We start from the raw sequence: 20,623 nt of genomic DNA, 5'->3' as shown, positions 1-20,623 counted from the left end.
AAATCAAATTAAAAAAATAAAAAAACCCGGCAAAACCGGGCTTTTTTGTTACCCGTGTATCGTCTCCCTCTTTCCGTAGGAAGCGATGACGCCCGCCTCATATTCCAGCCACTGCTCCCAGCGGGCATTTACGGTCTCAGGATCGCCGAGCTGCCTTGCGAAGCCGATGAAGGTGGTGTAATGATTTGCCTCAGAAATCATTAGCTCTCGGTAGAATTCCCGTAACTCATCATCCTTAATATACTCCGTTAAAACCCTGAACCGCTCGCAGCTGCGCGCTTCAATCATTGCGGCAAACAGCAGCCTGTCGATAATATATTCCGCGCGCGTTCCCTGCACGATGAATTTAGCCAGATCATTTACATAATCATCCTTGCGCGGCCTGCCGAATGTGTAGCCCCGCTTCAGAATTATCTCGTGCACCATTCCGAAATGCTCCAGCTCTTCCTGCGCGATGGCGAGGAGCTCGGTGATGATTTCGGGGTACTCCGGCAGCATAGTGATGAGGGTGATGGCGTTGGTGGCAGCCTTCTGCTCGCACCAGGCGTGGTCCGTCAGGATTTCCTCGAGGTTGCCTTCGGCGATATTCGCCCACCTGGGGTCTGTAGGAAGTTTTAATCTGAACATTTTTTTAGTTTGGGCAAAATTAAAGATTCAAGGGTAAAAATTTGCAAATGATAAAAAAATCCGCCCCAGGCTTAGGAGCGGATTTACAGTTTATTTAGTAAACTTAGTTTACAAGGATTTTATGCGTGCTTGCGGAGCCGTCTTTCAGTACTACGCGCACCACATAGCTACCTTTGGTCAGTTTTGAGATATCTATTTTGCTTTTAGGGGAGCTAAGGACTAGCTTGCCTTCCGTGGTGAAAATATCTGCCTGCTGGATCTGCTCCGTGGAGATATTCAGTACATCGCTCGCGGGTACTGGGTACACGGAGGTGTGGCGGTTTGTGGCGAGGTTTGCGACATTCAGGGCTGTCTCTTTTTTTATTATTTTAATTTCATCGAAGAGCGTGGCATCGCCTTCATCACTTACCGTATAGGTGGCCACTTTCATCATATCGTCGGTTACTATTACATTGCTGAAAGTCGGCTCGCCAGTCTGCCCGAAACGCCCGGTGAAGAGCTTGTAATAGTCCTTCACATTGGTGAATCCCTCCAGGGCTTTCATCTGTGCCTCTGTTTTAGGCTCATATTTTTTCTTGCCCGCTGAGTTGTTTACAAGATAAAGTGTTCCTTTATAAACATTATAAGTGCCCCCGAGCTTCCCGGTCATATTTTCCCGTACGCCGCCTTTTACGGTTTCCTGTTCCGTTACGGAGCCCTCCACTACTTTGCCCCCGCTTACCGGGCCGATAACTTCATAAACATGATCGTGCCCCTGGAAGTATACATCAATGTTGCTTTTTTCTATGTACGGAAGAATTTTCTCGCGGATGAGCCTTTGGTCAGCATCTGCGTGGTGGCTGGCGCCGGTATATACATTTCGGTGAGACATCAGCACCTTCCATTTTACATCAGGGTGTTTCGCCACCTGTTCGGTGATCCACTCCCCCAGGGTCTCCAGGTAGCCCCCTTTTTTATATTCTTCATAGTTCAGCGCCATAAACAGCGTGTTGCCATACACGAAGGAGTAGTTAGCCCCGTCCATACGCGCTGCCACCTGCGGATGCTCCGCGTTCCAGCTAGTGTCGGTATTGAAATGGCGGTGGAAGTTTACATCTATCACGCTCATATCGTGGTTGCCAAGTACCGGTACCAGGGGCGTGGTGAGCCAGTGTTCCTGCATAGTGGCGAACCATCTTTCCCACTCCCACTCGGAGGCGTTGTTGGTAGTTGTGGATGTTGAAGCCGTTTCAATGAAATCGCCGGTATTCAGGTTGAAGAGCGCATTGGGGAACATCTTCATCGCACGGTTTATCGTCTTAGCAGAAATATCAAACATCTGAAGTGTGTTCGCCTGGGTGTCAGTTGTATAATTAAAAGTAAAACCGCCACCCTGGGGCGCGGTGCGGAAGGATCCGATGCCGCTCCACGCGCCCTCCTTGCCCACGCGGAATGAATAGTCCGTGTCTGGAGTAAGGTTTTCTACTACTGCTTTGTGCGAGGTATAGTTCCTGAAATTGGGCAGCGAGATACCATCTTTCTTTGCTTCCTGCTCCAGCGTTCTTTTCTCGTTTACATTTTTTGTACTCATGTAGTTCATAGAGAATTTCTGCTCTGCGGCAGGAATAGAGACAGCATTCGCGAAATCTGCCTCTGTAGCGTTTGCCTTAGCCACAATCTGGACCACGCTTCCGTCGTTCGCAGGAATCTGATTGGTAAACCAAGCGAAGCCCATACGCGTTCTCGGATCCCCGTGGATTGTCATATTAATGCTGAACGGCGTGGTATTCGGCTTCAGAGCTGAAGCATCTCTGCCGCCGAGATAATATTCGCTGACGGATGGGATGGAGTATTCATTCCAGTCTTTCGGTAGGGCCTGCGCCTCTGCGAGAGCCGAGGCGAAGGCGAGTAGTGCGGTAGCCTTCACCTTCAGGCTTGCTATTTTGTATTTCATTTGCTTAAAATTTGCAGTTACAAAATTGATGAATGGATACCAAGACAGCATTAAATTTATATTAAGAAATCATTAATTTAATCCTGGATCGCGGGGAGCGGAGGCAGGTCCTTCAGCTGAGAAGTTGCCAAGGTTTGGTTTTGTATAAAATATTTAAAAACAAGGGTGCTTTATTTAAAAAAAAATTCCTACTTTTGCAGCCTGATTTATAAACCAAATTTAAGACATGTTTGCAATTGTAGAAATAGCAGGGCTTCAATATAAAGTTGAGCAAGACCGCAAGCTGTTTGTAAACCGTCTGCAAGGGGAGATAGGCGACAAAGTGAGCTTCGATAAAGTTCTCCTGACTGTAAACGGCACAACCACAGTGGGCGCCCCGGCTGTAGATGGCATCTCCGTGGATGCAGAAATTATCGATCATGTGAAGGCGGATAAGGTGATCGTCTTCAAGAAAAAACGCAGAAAAGGCTACGCGAAGAAAAACGGCCACAGGCAGCAAATGACGCAGATCCGTATTACAGGGATCAATGGGCTTACCGATGGTACGGCGGCTAAGCAGACGCAGGCCGAAAACGCGGAAGAGGCTGCTGCAGAAAATTAAGTTTTAACCCAAAACCCTTAGAATAAGATGGCACACAAGAAAGGAGTTGGTAGCTCCAAAAACGGTAGAGAGTCAGAATCCAAGCGGCTTGGAGTAAAGATTTTTGGCGGGCAGAATGCCATTGCCGGAAACATCATCGTGCGGCAGCGCGGAACTAAGCACCACCCTGGCGAAAATGTGGGTATGGGCAAAGACCATACGCTCTTCGCACTGGTAGATGGCAAGGTGGTATTCACAAAGAAAGCCAACAAAAGGTCTTTCGTTTCTGTAGAGCCTAACGCTTAAGCAGATTACATAGCATTAAAAATCCCGACAGTTTTGCCGGGATTTTTTTTGTTTAATTTTTGCTAATTTAGAAATAGAATCTGTAGCCGAACTTTACCCCGAACCGTTTCGCCCCGGGGTTTTCCAAATAATTGCCCCGCCAGTTGAAATCTAGCCTGAAGAGGCGAAGATTGCCGACCCCGATATTTTCAATCCCGAAGCCATATTCATAATACGGGTGCTCTGCCGGCGCAGAGTACCGCCAGCCATCCACATTGATGGATTTCGCCTCGTCGCTCAGCGAGCCTACCGCCGAGCGAAACATCAGTATTTCTCTTAATTTCAATTTTTGCAGAATGGGCAGAAAGGAGAAAAGTTTCCCGTTGAAATGATGTTCAAGATGCAGGGTTGCATATTGCTCGGCTACGAATTCGTAATAATTCAGCTGTGCAAAAGTATTCTGCACCACCGAATAGGATTGGTTGCCAGGGATCACATTCTGAAGCGCCAGCGGCAAAGTCTGAAAATTTTTGCCACCCTCCAGGCTCAACTCCATCCTTCCCCAGCTCCCTGTGAGGAAAGGCTTATAAAGAAGCAGCTGAAGTTTATCGTAGGTAAAATCTGCATTGAAAAGCCCCTCGATGCCGCGGGAGTACCGTGCCACAATGGTGGCCGCCAGGGTGGAGTGCTCGCTGCGCTCCACGCCGCTCTTCGAGTAAAGCGCGCCCGGCCTGGCGATAACGCTGAAGCTTAGGTGAGAATCGTTCACTGTTTTCCGAAGCTCGCCCTGGCGGAAATATTCCAGATTGAAACCATCGGGGTTTGCGGATCGTATGCTTTGCAGAGTGCCGTCCAGCCGCAGCTGGATGTTTTTCCAGGGTTCTATTGATGTGAAAATATTCCCCTGCCCTACCTCGCTTAGGGAGGCATTTTCCCCACGGCTGAAAACAGATGAAGACGCAAAAGTCCTGCTCATAATGCCTTCGTCGCCAGTCAGCTGCACGCCCATCTGCACGATATCTTTGCGCCCCGCCACCCCGAGGGTAAGGCGGTTCACTTTATTGAACATATATTTGGCCTCTCCGCCGTACTTGAAATTCCCGTCGCGGAAGCCGTATGCCAGATAGCCCTGCACGCGCCACATATCATTTTGAGAAAAGTAAGTGCGAGCATCCAGCCGGATACGGTCGCCCTCCACAGCATTTCGGCCATAGATGCTGTAGAGATTCCCGATATCGATTTTATTTCCGAAATTCACATAGCCGGACTCCAAAGTTTCATAAGCCTTTACTACACGCTGAAATTTCGGATTTTGTTTCAGTTTTTCATGCATTTCGTAGATGGCCTTCTCCTGATTCGTAAGCTCCTCGGCGCGCGAATTTATCCAAAACTCTTCATCTCGCGATGCGAAATCCGGCTCTAGTTCCTCTTTTCTGGTTTCAAAGTCAGCATTGTTTAGCGGCACATTGAGTTCGTAATCGGAGATATTCAGCGTGCGTTTGGCGAGCATGGACTGGGCTTCTTTACTTTTGGATAAAATGGAGAGCTGTAGCTCGGTATAGATCTGCAGCGGAAGGAAGGTATGCTCATCCGGGTTGTCGTAAGAAAGCTGTAGCGCTATGGAGTTCACAAAATTTACATTCAGCTGCTTCGTGGAACGGAGGTTTGCCTGCACCACGGCATAGCTTTCCTTCGAAATATAAAGCACCCCGGCGAATGCCTGCACATCGGCACGCTTTGGCTGGAATTTTATCCGGTAGACTTCGGCACCGTTACGCACGGTTTCCTCCACCAGCTCGTAGTCGTAGGTGGAAAAGCCGTCGGAGGACACGGGACTCGGGAAGCCGATATCGAAGAAATTCAGCGTATTGTCGTAGATATTGATGTCGCGGTAGAGGTTTTGCGCGGTTTTGGTAATGACCTGGTTGCCTTCAAAGCCTGAATTTTTCTGCGCGATCAGCAGGCGCTTCCTTCTCTGCTGCGGTCGGTTCTCCCCGGTGGTTTTATATATCGACTCATTGATAAAAAGCGGGAGCAGCAGCTTTCCGCTTGCTGTCGAGTCTGCATAATCGAAGATGAAGTCCATATTGCGGAAGAGCCTTTTCTTCGTAAAAGCACTGTCGAGATTCGCCGCATCTATCTCGATTTTTTCATACTCTTTGTACCTGTAGGTATCGTACTGCGCCAGTCCGTTGCTTCGTTTCCGCCTCCACACTTCCTGCATTATGGCATAGGCAGGGTTCTCTCGCCTATTTTTGTACTTACTCATGCCGGATTTTATGGTAACGCCCTCTATCTCCTTCGTATCCTCCTGGGCGTGCAGCGGAATCGCGAAGAGTAATGGGAACAGCAGGTATCTGATTTTCATCAAAATTCAAAGGAAAAGATTTGCAAATTTAGGCAAATATTATATTTAAACACTTATTTGATTTTGGGCTGAAAACAATAAAAAAGTAATCTGCCAACAAAATTTTCGGGGCACTTCTATCAATTTATCCAAAAAAAACTAACTTTGCCCCATAAAAACAGGGGTATATGTCCACTTTAAGATTTAATGCGCTTAAAACGCTTCCATTCAGAGATTATAGAAGAGAAAATGCCGTGCAGGTACCTGAAAAACTTTCGGACCTGTTCGGAGAGAATGTTTTTAACGAAAATACGATGCGTGCCTACCTTACCAGGGAGGCTTTTTCCGCCATACAGTCTGCCATGAAATACGGGGAAAAAATCCCGCGGCACACGGCGGACCAGATCGCCGCAGCAATGAAGGACTGGGCGATGAGCAAGGGCGTCACGCACTATACGCACTGGTTCCAGCCGCTCACCGGTACCACGGCAGAGAAGCACGACTCCTTCTTCACGCCTACGGAAGACGGCCGCGCCATCGAGCGCTTCAGCGGCAATATGCTCATTCAGCAAGAGCCGGATGCCTCCTCCTTCCCGAACGGAGGCATCCGAAACACCTTCGAGGCGCGCGGCTACACCGCCTGGGATCCCACCTCCCCGGCGTTCATCATGGGTACCACGTTGTGCATCCCTTCTATCTTCATCTCCTACACAGGCGAGGCGCTTGATTATAAAACTCCTCTGCTGCGCGCTCTGAACGCTGTAGATGCGGCTGCCACGGAGGTTTGCAGATCATATTTTGATAAAAATGTAAACAAGGTGATAGCCACCCTCGGCTGGGAGCAGGAATACTTCCTCGTGGATACCGCGCTGTACCAGGCAAGGCCGGACCTTGTAATTACCGGGAAAACACTCCTTGGCCACGCCCCAGCGAAAGGGCAGCAGCTGGAAGACCACTATTTTGGCTCGATCCCCACCCGGGTGATGAATTTTATGAAAGAGCTGGAAATAAAATGTATAAAGCTGGGCATCCCGGTAACTACGCGGCACAACGAGGTGGCGCCTAACCAGTACGAGCTGGCACCGATGTTCGAGGAGGCCAATATCGCTGTAGACCATAACTCGCTGCTGATGGATGTGATGGCACGCATCGCCCACCGCCACCATTTCCACATCCTTTTCCACGAAAAACCCTTCGCAGGCGTGAACGGCAGCGGCAAGCACAACAACTGGTCCCTTAGCACAGATACGGGCGAAAACCTGCTGAGCCCCGGAAGAAATCCGAAGAAAAACCTTCGGTTCCTCACATTTTTCATCAATACTCTGAAGGCTGTACACGATTATGCAGATTTAATGCGCGCCAGCATAGCTTCCGCGAGCAACGATTACAGGCTTGGCGCCAATGAGGCTCCGCCGGCCATCATCTCCGCATTCATCGGCAGCCACCTCTATTCCGTGCTGGATGAGCTGGAAAAAGTGAACGACGGCAAACTATCCCCCGAGGAAAAAACCCAGCTGAAACTGAATGTGGTCGGCAAAATCCCGGAAATCCTGCTCGATAATACCGACCGAAACAGAACCTCGCCGTTTGCTTTCACTGGAAATAAATTTGAATTCCGCGCGGTAGGCTCCTCGGCAAACTGCGCTGGGCCGATGATAGTGCTGAACTCCATTATGGCCAAGCAGCTCCAGGAGTTTAAAAAGGAAGTTGACCGGCTGATTTTCACAAAAGATTTAAAGAAGGATGAGGCGATATTCAATGTGCTGCGGGATTACATCAAACAAATGAAAAAAATCTTGTTCGAGGGCGATGGCTACTCCTCCGAATGGGAGCAGGAAGCGGGCGCACGCGGACTTAACAATAAAAAAAACACCCCGGATGCCCTGAAGCTGGAGCTGGATGAAAAATTCATAAACCTGTACGAGGAACTCGGCATCTACACCAGAAAAGAATTCGAAGCGAGAAACGAAATCAAGCTGGAAAACTACAGTATGGAGGTGGATATAGAGGCCCGCGTCCTCAGCGATATTGCCCGCAACCACATCATCCCTGCAGCGTTGAATTACCAAACCAGACTGGTAGATAATGTGAAAGGCCTTAAGGAGATATTCCCGGAGGGTGAGTTTCAGGAAGTTGCCAAGGAGCAGCTGGATCTCATACGGAAACTTTCCGCGAATGTTCATCAGATCAAGGTGGGTGTAGATGAGCTGCTGGCAGCGCGTGCGGAGGCACTTGCCATAGCCGACCCGCAGGAAAAGGCAGATTTTTTCTGCAACAATGTCCGCACGCGTTTTGGTAAAATCCGCGATGCTGCCGATGCCGTGGAAATGATGGTGGATGATGAACTGTGGCCGATGGTGAAATACCGCGAGATGCTTTTCACGAGGTAAATTTACAGCTGTTAAAATCTCTTAATAAAATAACGCCAAAACCTGAGATGTCTCAGGTTTTGGCGTTTTAGTTTGCTAAAAATTTAAGCGAAAATGTTAAAAGATGTTAAAATTTGTTCTGTGAAAGATCATTTGCCCAACCTATCAGGGGCTTATTTATACTTTTGCCTTGCTGATGTGAATCACAAAACCTTTTTCAACTATAGAACAAAATATATGAAGAAAAGAGTTTTAATTTACCTGACCGCTTTTTTTTCCGCTTTAAGCCTGCAGTCTTGCGTTACAAATTATGTAGTGTCGGCTCCAGCTTCTCCTCAGAGTAACACTTACAAATCTGATGCCAAAGTTACTCCAATTGCGGCAGTAGATTTGACGGAGCCACAAAAACAGTACTCCCCATCCAAGCAGATTGATGCCGCCCTCGCCAATTTGGAGGCATCCAGGAAAAAGGCTGAGATAGAGAAAGCCATCCTCCACGAAAATAAAATAAACTCCCTAATTGCCGAAGCAGAATCTTACCTGGGGACGCCCTACCGATACGGGGGCACCACCCGAAGCGGGATAGATTGCTCGGCTTTTGTTTTGTCTGTTTTCGGCGCCGCCCTTGGCATAGACCTGCCGCGGGTATCCTCCTCGCAGGCTTCTCAGGGTGAGCGCATTTCCCGCTCAGAGCTGAAGGTGGGAGACCTTGTATTTTTCTCGCACGGCGGCGGCAGAATTGGCCATGTGGGCATCGTGCACGATGTAGATGAAAGCGGCGAGGTGCGGTTTATTCACGCAGCCACATCCCGCGGAGTGATGATTTCCGCTCTTTCCGACAAGTACTGGGGGCCAAGGTTTGTTCAGGCGAGACGGGTGATAAACGATATGCTCACGGAATCCAGCGGATTTGTCCGCAACTAATGCGAACGACTTATCTTCACAGCCGCTTTTTGGGCGGCATTTTTTTATTTTAAGCCCGAGGATGATTTGCTATCTTTGTAGCCCAACCGACAACTGTTTATAATGAACAACTCCCGGGCGCGAGAATCCACCGTAGCAATAGAGCGGCTATATGTGAGCATGCGGCACCTTTTTTATCGCGGCTTCTTCAAGCCGGGAGGAGTCTCCGGAGAGCAGCTAAGAAACCTGCTAATGACCATTTCTCCGGAAATCTACGGCTCTATGGGCATCGCCAACAAGGTGGAGCTGGATGGGCTCCTCTATGTGCTGGACAGGCTTCCGGAAGGCATCGAGGAAACGCCCTTTATATTCCTGACCTCTGACGAGGGTTTCGGCAAGGGCTCATTTGAAGTCATTGTCCCAAAAAAACGCCGGCGGAACTGCTTCCGAATCGATCAGCACCAGATGAACATCGAAGTTCTGCTGGGCAGGTCGGAAATTTACGACATCCTTACCCACCTCACCTTCCTCTACATTGAGGCGGATAAAATCCGCAATCTTGCCTTTTTGAAAGACGAAGACTACAGGCCGCGCCGCGCTTGGGCGATGATTGAGGAAATAGCGCTCGGTGCAAAAAAAAGCAGGCAGGAGAAAGAGGTGGCGCTCACGCAAGTCTCGGCACTGCTGGGGCGGACCTTTGAGGAAATTCTGCAATCCTACCATAGGTTTGGCTCGGATGAAAATCCAGACAGGCTGTTTAAAATCATCTATTGGCTTGGCAAAACGAGCCTGGACGATTTGCTGGAGATTAGAGAACGCGAAGTATTTTTCAGCGCGGTGCTGAGGGAGCGCGTAGGGCATCATTTTTTTGGTGAAAAATGGGCTGATGCCGTGAAGGAAACCCTGGCGAAAAACGGGCTGAACGGAAAGGCGCTGCACATAGTTTCCGCCAATATGCATTCCGTGAAGAATATGCTTTTCGCGAACGAGGCGCTCGGGAAATCGGCGAGTTCTTCCGTGGATTACAAGCTTTATGAAGACATCAGCAATGATAGGGCCTTGCAGGAAAAGGTGCTGCAAACCGCCACGCGGAACGGGATGATTTACATCAAGGATAATTCCGGCAGCAACATTGATGTGCAGATTATCGACCTGGCGAAAACCCGGCTGGAAAATACGCCGTTTGCAGACAGCGGCTACAGCGGTGATGATGTAATAGTGGTGTTCGATTATGCCTTTGGTGAGCAGGCTTTTGAGATTATGGATGAATTGCTGCGGCCTTATACAATCGGCGATGAGGTGCACACGATGCACATCAAATCCATTTCCATAATGGGAAAGGCCGGCATCCTGGAAGGGCAGAAGGGCGATATAATGATCCCTACCTCACACATTTTTGAAGGAACGGCGGACAATTACCCGTTTGAAAACGCGCTGAAAAAATCCGACTTCGAAGGAGAAGATTTGCAGGTTTTCGAAGGCAGTATGCTCACGGTTTTGGGCACATCCCTGCAGAATAGGGACATCCTATCCTACTTCCTGAACAGCTCCTGGAAAACGATAGGGCTGGAAATGGAGGGTGCCCACTACCAGAAAGCAATCCAGATAGCATCGCAAATCCGGCGGCACATCTCGAAGGATCTGTTCCTGTGCTACGCCTACTATGCATCGGATAATCCGCTGGAAACCGGCAGCACGCTTTCTTCGGGGGGCCTTGGTATTGCCGGCGTGAAGCCTACCTACCTGATCACTTACAAAATTCTCGAAAAGATTCTGGGCTGATTTTTTATTTTTCAAGTCCTGCCATCTTTTAATCCTTTAATCTTTCAAATTTTTTAATTCAGATGAAAAAAATCCCGAGCATCATTTTTCTCCTGCTGATGAGTTTCCTTTCCGCTCAGCAAAAGTCTTACTACCAGCAGTTTGCGAAATATAAAATGGAAATAGATGTAGATGCGGCGAACTTTACCTACAAGGGCAGCCAAAGCATTACCTACACCAATAATTCGCCGGACGAGCTGCACGAAGTGTACTTCCACCTTTACTGGAATGCCTTCCGCCCAAATTCCATGATGGACCAAAGGGCGCAGGCTCAGGGAAAAATGGGCGATAGCAGGCTTCAAACGAACGGCGTTTCGCGCTTGCAGAGCATCCCGAAAAATGAAGAAGGCGCTCAGAACATCCATTTTATAAAGCAGAACGGCAGGGATTTGAAATTTGAAATTCAAGAAACGGTGATGAAGGTGCAGCTTGCAGCGCCGCTGAAGCCAAACGCTACCACCACATTCACGATGGAATGGGATGCCGTGGTGCCGAAGCAAATCCGCAGGGCAGGCAGGAACAGCAGCGAGGGCATAGATATGACGATGACGCAATGGTACCCGAAGATTGCGGAATACGATTATGATGGCTGGGCGGCCTTCGATTATGTGGGCAGGGAATTTCACGCGCCATTTGCAGATTTTGAAGTGAGCATTAAAATCGATAAGGATTACATCATAGGTGCCGGCGGAACTCTGGAAAATCCAAGGGAAGTGAAGGGCTATGCAGAGAAATCTGAAATAACGCCGGATGAAAACGGAAAAGTAACCTGGAGGTGGACGGCAAAGAGCATCCTTGATTTCGCTTGGGCGGCAGACCGTGATTATTTTGTGGACTCCTTTACCATTCTTGACGGTCCGAAGGTTTATTTTGTTTACCAAAAAAATGAGCGCACGAAATTTTGGGAAGAAAGCAAGCCGTTTGTCACGAAGTTTTTCCAGCTGATGAATGCAACTTTCGGCAGGTATGTCTATCCGTCTTATGCCTTTATCCAGGGTGGTGATGGCGGTATGGAATACGGGATGTGTACGCTGATGCTGGGCGAACATTCTACGCTGGAAAGGCTTTGCGGCCTGATGTTCCACGAAGCGGCGCATTCCTGGTATCAGCATATGCTGGCAAGCAACGAGAGTATGTATCCCTGGCTGGATGAGGGCTTCACCAGCTATGCCGAAGATTATGCGATGTACAGGCTCTTCCCGCCGGAAAACCCTGTGCCGAATCCGTTTTTCGACACCGTTCAGCGCTACATTAATTTCACCAAAAGAGGAATGGAAACGCCGGCATCCTGGCTTGCCGATCATCACGATGGCGGCGCGGCGTATTCCCACGCATCGTATGTGAAAGGGCAGATGTTCCTGATAGAGCTAGGATACATCATCGGTGAGCCTGCGCTAAGCACCGTGATGAAGGAATTCTACAATGAATGGAAGATGAAGCACCCTGCGCCAAGGGATTTTATGCACATTGCGCAAAAAGTGAGCGGGATGGATCTAAAATGGTTCTACCACTACTGGATAAATACTACGAAAACGATAGACTACGCAATAAAGGATGTGAAATACGGTGCGGCGGAAACTACGGTAACGCTCATCAACAAAGGCGGCGTGCCGATGCCGATAGATTTCGGCGTGCTGACGAAGGATGGAAAAATTACAACCTATAACATCCCTACCAACCTTACCAGAAACCGGAAAAAGCAGGATGTTTACGGAGAATTTACCACGCTGAATTTCTGGCCTTGGACGCAGAAGGAATACAGCTTCACCCTGCCTTTCAGCAAAAGCGAAATTGCAGCCCTTGGCATCGATTTTTCGCAAAGGTTGGCGGATGTAAACCCGGAAGATAATTTCATAGATTTAACCAATTCAAAAAACGGAAAACGATGAAATCCATCATTGTAAACATCGGGAATTCCAACATTCGCTTCGGTCTTTTCGATGATGACAACTGCGATATTTCCTGGGTCATCAACACTAAGCCCTACCGAACAAGTGACGAGATGCAGGCGCAATTTATGATGCTGTACCAAACGCACCGCATAGAGCCGCAACTTATAGACCGCATCATCATCGGTTCCGTAGTGCCGCAGCTTACGCACGAAATTTCTCAGGCGCTGAAGAAAATTCACGGTAAAAAACCAATCGTGGTGGACAGGAATACGCCGAGCGAAGTGCCGATGAAATCTCAGCAAATGGGTACAGACATCTACGCCAACCTTGTGGCGGCGCACAAGCTTTACCCGGATAAAACGAAAATCATCATCGATTTCGGCACTGCACTTACCGTGAGCTGCATCAGGGCAGATGGCGATACGGTGGGCGTTATCATTGCGCCGGGCATCATCACCTCGCTGAAATCTTTGGTGGGCGAAACGGCGCAGCTTCCGGAAATCGAGCTCACGAAGCCGAAATCTGTGCTTGGCCTGGATACGGAAACCTGTATGCAGAGCGGTATGGTGTACGGCTATTTAGGGATGGTGGAAGGCTTCATACAGCGCATCAACGCCGAAGTTCAGGACGATTGTTTCGTGATAGCAACAGGAGGCGTTTCCCACATCTACAAGCCACTCACCGAGCAAATCCACATCGCCGACAGGCTGCACACGCTGAAGGGCTTGTATTTTTTGGGAATGAATTCTGACTAACTCACCGCCTTTCCCGAAAGAACTGCTTTACAATCTCTGAGCATTCCGCTTCCAGAATTCCGGTGCTCATTTCCGTTCTTGGGTGAAGCGAAAGATTCTTGCTGATGAAGCCTCTCTGCTCGTCCCTTGCACCGATGACAAGCCGCGAAATCTGCGCCCAGTTCAGCGCACCGCAGCACATTACGCAGGGCTCCAGCGTTACGAACATCGTGCAGTTCTTCAGGTATTTGCCACCAAGAAATTCCGCGGCAGAAGTTATCGCCTGCATTTCGGCGTGCGCCGTTACATCGTTCAGCGTTTCAGTCAGATTATGGCTTCTGGCGATGATTCGGTTTTGCGAGACCACAACGCAGCCCACAGGAATTTCGCCCTGATGATAGGCTTCCTCCGCTTCCTTCAAAGCCAGCCGCATAAAGTATTCGTCGCTAAACATACAAAGAAAAACGCCCGAAATTCTCGGGCGAAAAGTATTAAATTTTAAAAACTAATCTCGCTGCTTTCCCTGCCTTTCTGGAAACTCATCGTCTTCTGCTGCCCTTTGTACGCCACATTTACCACATTCGTTTGCTTCGGGTAGGCATCCATCAAAATCGAATTGCGGATTTTCAGCGACTTAATATCGCTCACGCTTCCAGCCTCAAAATACACCCATACCGATTCTCCGTTCACCTGGCTTCCAGTAAAGGTCAGCGGCTTATCGCTACCGTTAACCGCCACATTGAAATTCCGGTTCACATACTTTTTCACTTCCGCTTCAAAGCCCGCAGTATTTGGATTGATTTTTATGGCGTTGGAAATGTGCTCGGTGTTCATTTTCGTCGTGAATTTCAGCGACTTATTGCCCTCCACAAAGTCAGCCTTCGTCATTGATGAGTAAAACTGCGCATTGGCAAAACTCATTGCAAGCACAAGCCCGAGAAAAAATAACTGTTTGAAAAACTTCTTCATCATTAAATCGTTTGACAAACATTGCTCAAATTATATGCCAATCAGAAATTCACATTCACCGCATATTTGTCGTAAAACGCCTTGATGTGCGCCACAGCTTCATCCGCAGAATCTACCACCCTATAAAGATTGAGGTCCTGCTCGGAAATCAGGTTGTTGGCAAGCAGCGTATCTTTGAACCAGTCCAGAAGCGGTGCCCAGAAATCGCTGCCAACCAGCACGATTGGGAATCTCCCGATTTTTTTAGTTTGGATTAATGTCAGCGCCTCAGTCAGTTCGTCTAGCGTTCCGAAGCCTCCTGGCATCACGATGAAACCTTGCGAATATTTCACGAAAACCACCTTCCGCACGAAGAAATAATCGAAATTCATCGTATACTGCGGATTTAGGTACGGATTTAGGTGCTGCTCGAAGGGCAGGTCGATATTCAGCCCTACTGAAGTACCGTTGTTTTCAAAAGCGCCTTTGTTCCCAGCCTCCATAATTCCCGGGCCACCACCTGTAATCACGCCAAAACCAAGCTCCGTGATTTTATGCGCAATTTCTGTCGCCATTTTGTAATACTTATCCTCCGGGCTCAATCTTGCCGAACCGAAAATCGAAACGCACGGCCCAACTTTCGCCATTTTTTCGTAGCCTTCCACAAGCTCCGCCATCACCTTAAATACCATCCAGCTATCCTTCGTCACCTTCTCATTCCAGGTCTTCCTGCGGAAGCTCTCCTGCAGCCTGCCGTCCTCGTTTTCCACCGCAGGATTTATCAGGCTCTCGTCTTTTTTTACATCGTAATCTGGCTGTATCTTGTTGGTTTTCATTACTTAATCGCTTTACGCTATAGGCTTTATGCCGTAAGCTTACTTTTTACTTTGTCCTTGGTTCTTGTGTCTCGGTTCTTAAACTTTTTACTTAAATAGAAGTTCCGCCTCCTTCACCGATTCTGCTCTGCCTACATCGATTAGTTTGGCCTGATGCTCATAGCCGAAAATCTTTTCCGATTTCATCAAATCCAAATATTCTTCCATGATGGAAAATTTTCCGGTGCGCTTCATCAGGCTGAAAAATTTCGGGGTAATGCAGTGTATCCCACTGAAAGCCAGCTCTTTAAATCCAGAATTAATTTCCGCCAGCCTTTGCTCTCCGGTTTTATTGTTGATCCAGCCGCGCAAAATCATCTCATCGTTAAACAGAAGTTTACGCGAGCTTTCCCTTGCCGAAACGGCCAGCGTCACCAGGTTTTTGTTTTGAAGATGATTGCTGATGAACGGTCGTAAATCCAGGTCGGTGAGGATGTCGGCATTCATAACCAGGAAATCTTCATCCCCATTCAGAAAATTTTTGGCAAAAAGCAAGCCTCCGCCGGTTTCCAAAAGCTCTGCGCTTTCGTCGGAAAAGTGAATTATCGCGCCTAAATTTTTATTTTTTTCTAAAAAATCAACAATCTGTTCCGCGAAATGATGGATGTTAATCACGAATTCATTAATCCCGAAACTCTGCAGGTATCGAATGTTCCTCTCCAAAAGCGGAACACCGTTTACCGGGGCCAATGCCTTCGGATGCTCGTCAGTAAAGGGTTTCAGGCGGGTGCCCATGCCTGCTGCGAAAATCATCGCTTTCATTCTGCAGCGTGTTGGTTGAGTTGTGGCTGTTCGTCGTGCGTCAGTTTCACCGAAACCTGCGGATATTTTTCCCGGATAAATTCCGCGATGTGATTGGCGGCGTAAACCGAGCGGTGCTGCCCACCTGTACAGCCGAAATTGATTTGCAGATTTTCGAAGCCGCGCTCCAGATAATCATCGATGTTGATGGAAATAATCTGCTCCGCAGCGCTCAGGAAATCGTGGATTTTCGTTTTTTCTTTCAGGTAATTTTTCACGGCTTCGTCGCTGCCTGTTTGCGATTTATACTCATCAATTCTCCCGGGATTCAGGATGCCGCGGCAATCGAAAACGAAACCGCCGCCATTTCCCGATTCATCTTTCGGGATGCCGCCCTTCTTGTACGAAAAACTGTGGATGTCGATATTCAGCGCCATAAAATCAGACTTTCAGCCGTAAAACTAAGGAAAAATTTGTTAGCGGTAGGCTTGCATTTCGCTAAAATCTATCGTTATATCTTGGCTCTTATGTCTAAATTCTTTTCAGAATCCAGCTGAGCAATTACGGATTTGAGCTCCGGGAAACGATGCATTTCTTCCCAGTTTTCTGAAAATTCGGTAATGTTTTTTATGCCGAGATTCAGGCTCTGCAGAAAATGTGGCTTCCGCTGAACCAGCCCGCGAAAACCGTATGCCCCCAGAACCTGCAGGAAGCGCATCAGCATTACGGGCTTCAACGAATTTTTTAGTTTATCGCGTTGCGCTTGATTCTCCCAAAGTGAAAAGTAAAACTCCAGCATTTCATTTTTGAAATCTTCTGGAAAATTGGCCTTTGCCTGAAACAGAAACGAAACCGCATCGTAAATCGCCGGGCCTTCCATCGCAGATTGATAGTCGATAAAGAAAACTTCGTCCTGGTGATTCACCAAAATATTTCTAGCCTGAAAATCTCTGAGCATCAATACTTTAGGTTGCAAATTTTCCACAATCTCCGTCAGTTTCTGAAATTCTTTCAGCAGCGATGATTTGTGGTAATGCAGCTCCAAAACATCCGCAATGAAGTTTTTGAAATAATACAAATCGTGCATCACAGGCAGCGCATCGTAGCTTTCGTACTCGAAGGTTTTGGCAAAATCCGTTTTCCCTAAAGTTTTAGTTTGAAGGGTGTGAAGTTTGTTCAAGGTTTGCCTCACGAGATTTTTCACACGCTGCGAAACGCCTTCTTCCGTGATAATTTCCGACAGGGTTTTTGCGCCGAGAAATTCCTGCACATAGATTTTGCGGTCATCCGAAATTTTCAGGACTTCTGGCGTATTGAGATTCAGTTCAGAAAAAAGTTCCGAGAAATAAAAGAAGGCTTCATTTTCCCGAAGATTTTCGTTGAAAGTTACGATGAAATTTTTATCCCTGGAAATCGCCAGCCAGTTAATTCTTGCCGAACCGCTTTGCGCCAGCCTTTTAAAATCCCGCACATTTCCGGCGGAAAAATTTTCGAAAAACTCTAATGCCTGTTCGTCCGTCATCGCTTACAAATTTAAGATTTTTGCCAAATTTGCAGCCAAAACCTATCTTTGCAACGATGTCCGATTTCAAACCAGTACTGAAAATCCTTCTGCGCTTCGTGCTCATCTACATTGCGCTGTTGCTGCTTTACCAGCTGTATCTCAACACGCAGAGCGGTTTGGATTCAGTTTCAATGTGGGTGGGAAAACAAGTGGTTGCCGTGCAGAATTTTTTGGGATATGAATCAAAATTAATCCCGGACCACCGCTACGAAACGGCGTATTTTCAGGTGAACGGAAAAAAGCCGACCAGAATGGTGGAGGGCTGCAATGCGATTTCCGTGATGATTCTGTTTTTGGCGTTCGTTTTTGCTTTTTATAAAGGAAGGAAAACCTTCGTTTTCGCGCTGATTTCGCTCGTTATCTTACACATTATGAATGTGTTACGAATTGCTGGGCTGAACCTGATGTATTTTCAGGGCGAGAAATATTTTAAAATCGGCCACGATTATCTTTTTCCTGCGGTAATTTACGGCAGCGTTGTGATTTTGTGGCTGGTTTGGATTAAAGTTTTTGTGCTGAAAGATGAGAAGGCTTTTTGATTGGCTCTTGGTTTTGGCAGGAATTGCAGGCTTGGTAGCGGTGCGCTTTTTCGAAGACCAACTGTTTTACGACCCTTTTTTGCAGTATTTCCACGAAGCCGATAAGCACGGAAAATTCCCACAGTTCGAGTGGCTTCCGCTGATTCTCAGCCACTTATTCCGCTTCGTTCTCAACCTGGTTTTTTCGCTCGTCATCGTTCATTTTTTATTCCGGAATAAAAGGTGGACAGTTCAGGCAGCATTATTAATAGCCCTCGTCTTTGCGATTGCCTTTCCTATCTATCTCTACTGCCTGCACACCGAATTCAGCATTGGGAATTTGTTTTCATTTTATGTGCGCCGCTTTGTCATCCAGCCGATAGCTATCCTACTGATTGTCCCGATGTTTTATTACCGGAGGGAGATGCAGAAGAGAAATCTCGCTTAGTGGCCTTTCCCGTGTTTTTCGGGCTGTGTAATTGTCTTAAAATTCCAGGTGATTTTTTGGGATAATGGCTGTTTGCGCACCGGGCAGTTTTCCAGCGTGCAGATGTGGCAGCTGAAGGCCTGGCAGTCATCCATATGGAAATTAAATTCCACAGGCCGGTCAAGATGCTGCGCAATCTCCTTCACGATGTTTTCCATTTCGGCGTGCGCCGCACGAAGCTCCAGATACCACGGCAAAGTAAGGTGCGCATCGATGTGCAGGCTGCTGCCATACTGCTGAATTTTCATATTGTGCACATCAATCCACTGTGGCTGCCGTTTTTTTTCAAGAAATTCCGCAATGCCAGAGAGCAGCTCTACATCGGCTTCATCCATAATCCCGACCAAAGAACTGCGGATAATTTTATACCCAACGAAAATGATGTAGCCGCCGAAAAACAGGGCAACCAGCGCATCAATCCAGAAAATTTTCGTGAAGTAAACCAGCACCAAGCTCAGCACCACACCGGTTGTTGTGATGGTGTCGCTCTGCAAATGTTTCCCCGAGGCAATCAGCACGGCGGAATTTTCCCTGATGCCCTTCTGCACAGAGAGATAGCCCATAAGATAGTTGATGGCGGCGGTTGCCGCTACGATGAAAATTCCCCAATCCAGCTTATGAAGCTCGTTGCCTTTTGCCAGCGAAGTTCCCGCCTGAATGATAATCATAATTCCGGCGAAAATGATGAGCGCGCCTTCCACAGCGGAAGTGACGAACTCGATTTTTCCGTGGCCGTAAGGATGGTCGGAATCGCGCGGTTTTGATGCGATGTGCAACGAATAAAGACCCATAAAAGCAGCAATGATATTCACGGTGCTTTCCATCGCATCGGAAAAAATCGCATCAGAATCGGTGAGAAGCCACGCCAGAAGTTTTCCCGCAAAAAGCAAAATTCCCACCACAGCTACATTGCGCTGAAATGAGAATTTCGTTTTTTCGGACGGCCTCATTTTTTTAAATAATCAGCTGAATTTGTAGGAATTTTTGTTTTAAACCCAACCTTGCTGCACAAGGTATTCCGCGATTTGCACGGTGTTTGTGGCGGCACCTTTCCGAAGATTATCGGCAACTATCCAGAGATTCAGCGTGTTGGGCTGAGAAAAATCTCGGCGGATTCTTCCCACGAAAACTTCGTCCTTACCTTCGGCAAAAAGCGGCATAGGATACTGCAGATTTTCCAAATCGTCCAGAACTTTCACGCCGGGCATCTGGCTTAAAACTTCGCGGACTTCTTCCAGCTCAAAATCCTTCTGAAGCTCGATGTTTACGCTTTCGGAATGGCCGCCCTGCACCGGAACGCGAACCGCCGTAGCAGAAATTCCGAAACCTTCATCGCGAAGAATTTTCTTTGGTTCACGCATCAGTTTCAGCTCTTCTTTGGTGTAAAAATCATCCGAGAAAACATCGCACTGCGGCAGTGCATTTTTGAAAATCGGGTAAGGGTAAACTTTTTCCGCCGCCGAAGAATTTGGGCTGATATAATTTTCAATCTCACTTTCCAGCTGGTTTACAGCGTTTTTACCAGTTCCAGTTACGGATTGATATGTGGAAACTATGACGCGTTTCAGTCCGTATTTTTTGCGAAGCGGCTCCAGAACCATCACCAGCTGAATTGTGGAACAGTTGGGATTTGCAATGATTTTATCGTCTTTCGTGAGAACATCGGCATTGATTTCTGGCACCACGAGTTTTTTGCCGGCATCCATTCTCCACGCCGAAGAATTATCGACCACGGTACAGCCAGCCTCCGCAAATTTCGGCGCCCAATCCAGAGATGTTTGTCCGCCCGCAGAAAACAGCGCAATTTTCGGTTTTAGTTCGACAGCCTTCTCCAAAGAAACCACTTCGTAAGCATTTCCTTTAAAAGAAATTTTGGTGCCTACAGATTTTTCGGAAGCCACGGGAATCAGCTCAGATACTGGGAAATTCCGCTCTTCCAAAACTTTGAGCATCACCTGCCCAACCATTCCTGTAGCACCTACAACAGCAAGTTTCATAG

20 protein-coding genes are annotated in these 20,623 nt (G+C 47.8%); 9 read left to right on the top strand and 11 right to left on the bottom strand.

Annotation, left to right across the window (positions count from 1 at the left end; all coding sequences use genetic code 11):
* Window positions 1–48: 48 nt before the first annotated feature.
* Together miaE and BUB43_RS05475 are read right to left on the bottom strand one after the other, a co-directional pair.
* The gene (gene miaE / locus BUB43_RS05480; RefSeq protein WP_073179083.1) at window positions 49–627 is read right to left on the bottom strand and encodes a MiaE family protein; all 579 of its coding nucleotides are present in this window, start codon (window positions 625–627) and stop codon (window positions 49–51) included.
* Between the two features lie 103 nt (window positions 628–730).
* Window positions 731–2,560 carry a fibronectin type III domain-containing protein gene (locus tag BUB43_RS05475; protein WP_073179081.1) on the bottom strand — a complete coding sequence of 610 codons (1,830 nt, stop codon included), beginning with the start codon at window positions 2,558–2,560 and terminating at the stop codon, window positions 731–733.
* A gap of 226 nt (window positions 2,561–2,786) precedes the next feature.
* On the opposite strand from BUB43_RS05475, the gene rplU reads away from it, so the two are divergent.
* Window positions 2,787–3,161: a 50S ribosomal protein L21 gene (gene rplU / locus BUB43_RS05470; RefSeq protein ID WP_073179080.1), complete on the top strand. Its 375-nt coding sequence runs from the start codon at window positions 2,787–2,789 to the stop codon at window positions 3,159–3,161.
* Between the two features lie 27 nt (window positions 3,162–3,188).
* Window positions 3,189–3,446: a 50S ribosomal protein L27 gene (gene rpmA, locus BUB43_RS05465; RefSeq protein WP_073179078.1), complete on the top strand. Its 258-nt coding sequence runs from the start codon at window positions 3,189–3,191 to the stop codon at window positions 3,444–3,446.
* Between the two features lie 67 nt (window positions 3,447–3,513).
* Here the strand turns inward: rpmA and BUB43_RS05460 are convergent, their stop codons facing one another.
* A complete protein-coding gene (locus BUB43_RS05460) occupies window positions 3,514–5,793 on the bottom strand; it encodes a DUF5686 family protein (protein WP_073179076.1) in 2,280 nt (759 codons plus the stop codon).
* A 167-nt stretch (window positions 5,794–5,960) separates the two neighbouring features.
* On the opposite strand from BUB43_RS05460, the gene BUB43_RS05455 reads away from it, so the two are divergent.
* From BUB43_RS05455 to BUB43_RS05435, 5 genes are all read left to right on the top strand, one after another.
* Window positions 5,961–8,162, top strand: coding sequence for a glutamine synthetase III family protein (locus tag BUB43_RS05455; RefSeq protein ID WP_073179075.1), 2,202 nt, complete (start codon window positions 5,961–5,963; stop codon window positions 8,160–8,162).
* A gap of 216 nt (window positions 8,163–8,378) precedes the next feature.
* On the top strand, window positions 8,379–9,065 hold the full coding sequence (locus BUB43_RS05450) for a C40 family peptidase (RefSeq protein WP_073179073.1): 687 nt from the start codon (window positions 8,379–8,381) through the stop codon (window positions 9,063–9,065).
* A 102-nt stretch (window positions 9,066–9,167) separates the two neighbouring features.
* Complete coding sequence (locus tag BUB43_RS05445; protein WP_073179071.1) at window positions 9,168–10,826, top strand: DUF6909 family protein; 1,659 nt, start codon at window positions 9,168–9,170, stop codon at window positions 10,824–10,826.
* 62 nt (window positions 10,827–10,888) lie between these two features.
* On the top strand, window positions 10,889–12,754 hold the full coding sequence (locus BUB43_RS05440) for a M1 family metallopeptidase (protein ID WP_073179069.1): 1,866 nt from the start codon (window positions 10,889–10,891) through the stop codon (window positions 12,752–12,754).
* On the top strand, window positions 12,751–13,512 hold the full coding sequence (locus BUB43_RS05435; RefSeq protein WP_073179067.1) for a type III pantothenate kinase: 762 nt from the start codon (window positions 12,751–12,753) through the stop codon (window positions 13,510–13,512). Before BUB43_RS05440 ends, BUB43_RS05435 begins: the two co-directional genes overlap by 4 nt.
* A gap of 1 nt (window position 13,513) precedes the next feature.
* Here the strand turns inward: BUB43_RS05435 and BUB43_RS05430 are convergent, their stop codons facing one another.
* The 6 genes from BUB43_RS05430 to BUB43_RS05405 form a co-directional block, all read right to left on the bottom strand.
* Window positions 13,514–13,945 (bottom strand): nucleoside deaminase, encoded by a 432-nt coding sequence (locus BUB43_RS05430; protein ID WP_073179065.1) that lies wholly within the window; start codon window positions 13,943–13,945, stop codon window positions 13,514–13,516.
* 44 nt (window positions 13,946–13,989) lie between these two features.
* Window positions 13,990–14,478, bottom strand: coding sequence for a DUF6702 family protein (locus tag BUB43_RS05425; RefSeq protein WP_317615158.1), 489 nt, complete (start codon window positions 14,476–14,478; stop codon window positions 13,990–13,992).
* A 23-nt stretch (window positions 14,479–14,501) separates the two neighbouring features.
* On the bottom strand, window positions 14,502–15,209 hold the full coding sequence (locus BUB43_RS05420) for an LOG family protein (protein WP_073179257.1): 708 nt from the start codon (window positions 15,207–15,209) through the stop codon (window positions 14,502–14,504).
* Window positions 15,210–15,362: 153 nt separating this feature from the next.
* Window positions 15,363–16,076, bottom strand: coding sequence for a nucleotidyltransferase family protein (locus BUB43_RS05415; protein WP_073179064.1), 714 nt, complete (start codon window positions 16,074–16,076; stop codon window positions 15,363–15,365).
* Window positions 16,073–16,492: a RapZ C-terminal domain-containing protein gene (locus BUB43_RS05410; RefSeq protein WP_073179062.1), complete on the bottom strand. Its 420-nt coding sequence runs from the start codon at window positions 16,490–16,492 to the stop codon at window positions 16,073–16,075. The genes BUB43_RS05415 and BUB43_RS05410 overlap by 4 nt, the downstream gene beginning before the upstream one ends.
* 74 nt (window positions 16,493–16,566) lie before the next feature.
* Window positions 16,567–17,577: an aminoglycoside phosphotransferase family protein gene (locus BUB43_RS05405; protein ID WP_073179060.1), complete on the bottom strand. Its 1,011-nt coding sequence runs from the start codon at window positions 17,575–17,577 to the stop codon at window positions 16,567–16,569.
* A 56-nt stretch (window positions 17,578–17,633) separates the two neighbouring features.
* Here BUB43_RS05405 and xrtF point away from each other — a divergent pair, with 56 nt between their 5' ends.
* Together xrtF and BUB43_RS05395 are read left to right on the top strand one after the other, a co-directional pair.
* Window positions 17,634–18,158 carry an exosortase family protein XrtF gene (gene xrtF, locus BUB43_RS05400; protein ID WP_073179058.1) on the top strand — a complete coding sequence of 175 codons (525 nt, stop codon included), beginning with the start codon at window positions 17,634–17,636 and terminating at the stop codon, window positions 18,156–18,158.
* On the top strand, window positions 18,142–18,585 hold the full coding sequence (locus BUB43_RS05395; RefSeq protein ID WP_073179057.1) for an exosortase F system-associated membrane protein: 444 nt from the start codon (window positions 18,142–18,144) through the stop codon (window positions 18,583–18,585). Before xrtF ends, BUB43_RS05395 begins: the two co-directional genes overlap by 17 nt.
* Here BUB43_RS05395 and BUB43_RS05390 read toward each other — a convergent pair.
* Window positions 18,582–19,574 (bottom strand): cation diffusion facilitator family transporter, encoded by a 993-nt coding sequence (locus BUB43_RS05390; RefSeq protein WP_073179055.1) that lies wholly within the window; start codon window positions 19,572–19,574, stop codon window positions 18,582–18,584. The genes BUB43_RS05395 and BUB43_RS05390 overlap by 4 nt on opposite strands.
* 39 nt (window positions 19,575–19,613) lie before the next feature.
* A complete protein-coding gene (locus BUB43_RS05385; protein ID WP_073179053.1) occupies window positions 19,614–20,621 on the bottom strand; it encodes an aspartate-semialdehyde dehydrogenase in 1,008 nt (335 codons plus the stop codon).
* Window positions 20,622–20,623: the final 2 nt, after the last annotated feature.

Origin of the sequence: Cruoricaptor ignavus (assembly GCF_900141665.1) — a bacterium.
Classification (GTDB): Bacteria; Bacteroidota; Bacteroidia; order Flavobacteriales; family Weeksellaceae; genus Cruoricaptor; species Cruoricaptor ignavus.
This window is presented reverse-complemented; position numbering and strand designations above follow the sequence as displayed.

What these genes read in the sequence shown, in the direction of transcription:
- miaE (WP_073179083.1), bottom strand. Translation starts at nt 627, where the DNA reads ATGTTCAGATTAAAACTTCCTACAGACCCCAGGTGGGCGAATATCGCC.
- BUB43_RS05475 (WP_073179081.1), bottom strand. Translation starts at nt 2,560, where the DNA reads ATGAAATACAAAATAGCAAGCCTGAAGGTGAAGGCTACCGCACTACTC.
- rplU (WP_073179080.1), top strand. Translation starts at nt 2,787, where the DNA reads ATGTTTGCAATTGTAGAAATAGCAGGGCTTCAATATAAAGTTGAGCAA.
- rpmA (WP_073179078.1), top strand. Translation starts at nt 3,189, where the DNA reads ATGGCACACAAGAAAGGAGTTGGTAGCTCCAAAAACGGTAGAGAGTCA.
- BUB43_RS05460 (WP_073179076.1), bottom strand. Translation starts at nt 5,793, where the DNA reads ATGAAAATCAGATACCTGCTGTTCCCATTACTCTTCGCGATTCCGCTG.
- BUB43_RS05455 (WP_073179075.1), top strand. Translation starts at nt 5,961, where the DNA reads ATGTCCACTTTAAGATTTAATGCGCTTAAAACGCTTCCATTCAGAGAT.
- BUB43_RS05450 (WP_073179073.1), top strand. Translation starts at nt 8,379, where the DNA reads ATGAAGAAAAGAGTTTTAATTTACCTGACCGCTTTTTTTTCCGCTTTA.
- BUB43_RS05445 (WP_073179071.1), top strand. Translation starts at nt 9,168, where the DNA reads ATGAACAACTCCCGGGCGCGAGAATCCACCGTAGCAATAGAGCGGCTA.
- BUB43_RS05440 (WP_073179069.1), top strand. Translation starts at nt 10,889, where the DNA reads ATGAAAAAAATCCCGAGCATCATTTTTCTCCTGCTGATGAGTTTCCTT.
- BUB43_RS05435 (WP_073179067.1), top strand. Translation starts at nt 12,751, where the DNA reads ATGAAATCCATCATTGTAAACATCGGGAATTCCAACATTCGCTTCGGT.
- BUB43_RS05430 (WP_073179065.1), bottom strand. Translation starts at nt 13,945, where the DNA reads ATGTTTAGCGACGAATACTTTATGCGGCTGGCTTTGAAGGAAGCGGAG.
- BUB43_RS05415 (WP_073179064.1), bottom strand. Translation starts at nt 16,076, where the DNA reads ATGAAAGCGATGATTTTCGCAGCAGGCATGGGCACCCGCCTGAAACCC.
- BUB43_RS05410 (WP_073179062.1), bottom strand. Translation starts at nt 16,492, where the DNA reads ATGGCGCTGAATATCGACATCCACAGTTTTTCGTACAAGAAGGGCGGC.
- BUB43_RS05405 (WP_073179060.1), bottom strand. Translation starts at nt 17,577, where the DNA reads ATGACGGACGAACAGGCATTAGAGTTTTTCGAAAATTTTTCCGCCGGA.
- xrtF (WP_073179058.1), top strand. Translation starts at nt 17,634, where the DNA reads ATGTCCGATTTCAAACCAGTACTGAAAATCCTTCTGCGCTTCGTGCTC.
- BUB43_RS05395 (WP_073179057.1), top strand. Translation starts at nt 18,142, where the DNA reads ATGAGAAGGCTTTTTGATTGGCTCTTGGTTTTGGCAGGAATTGCAGGC.
- BUB43_RS05390 (WP_073179055.1), bottom strand. Translation starts at nt 19,574, where the DNA reads ATGAGGCCGTCCGAAAAAACGAAATTCTCATTTCAGCGCAATGTAGCT.
- BUB43_RS05385 (WP_073179053.1), bottom strand. Translation starts at nt 20,621, where the DNA reads ATGAAACTTGCTGTTGTAGGTGCTACAGGAATGGTTGGGCAGGTGATG.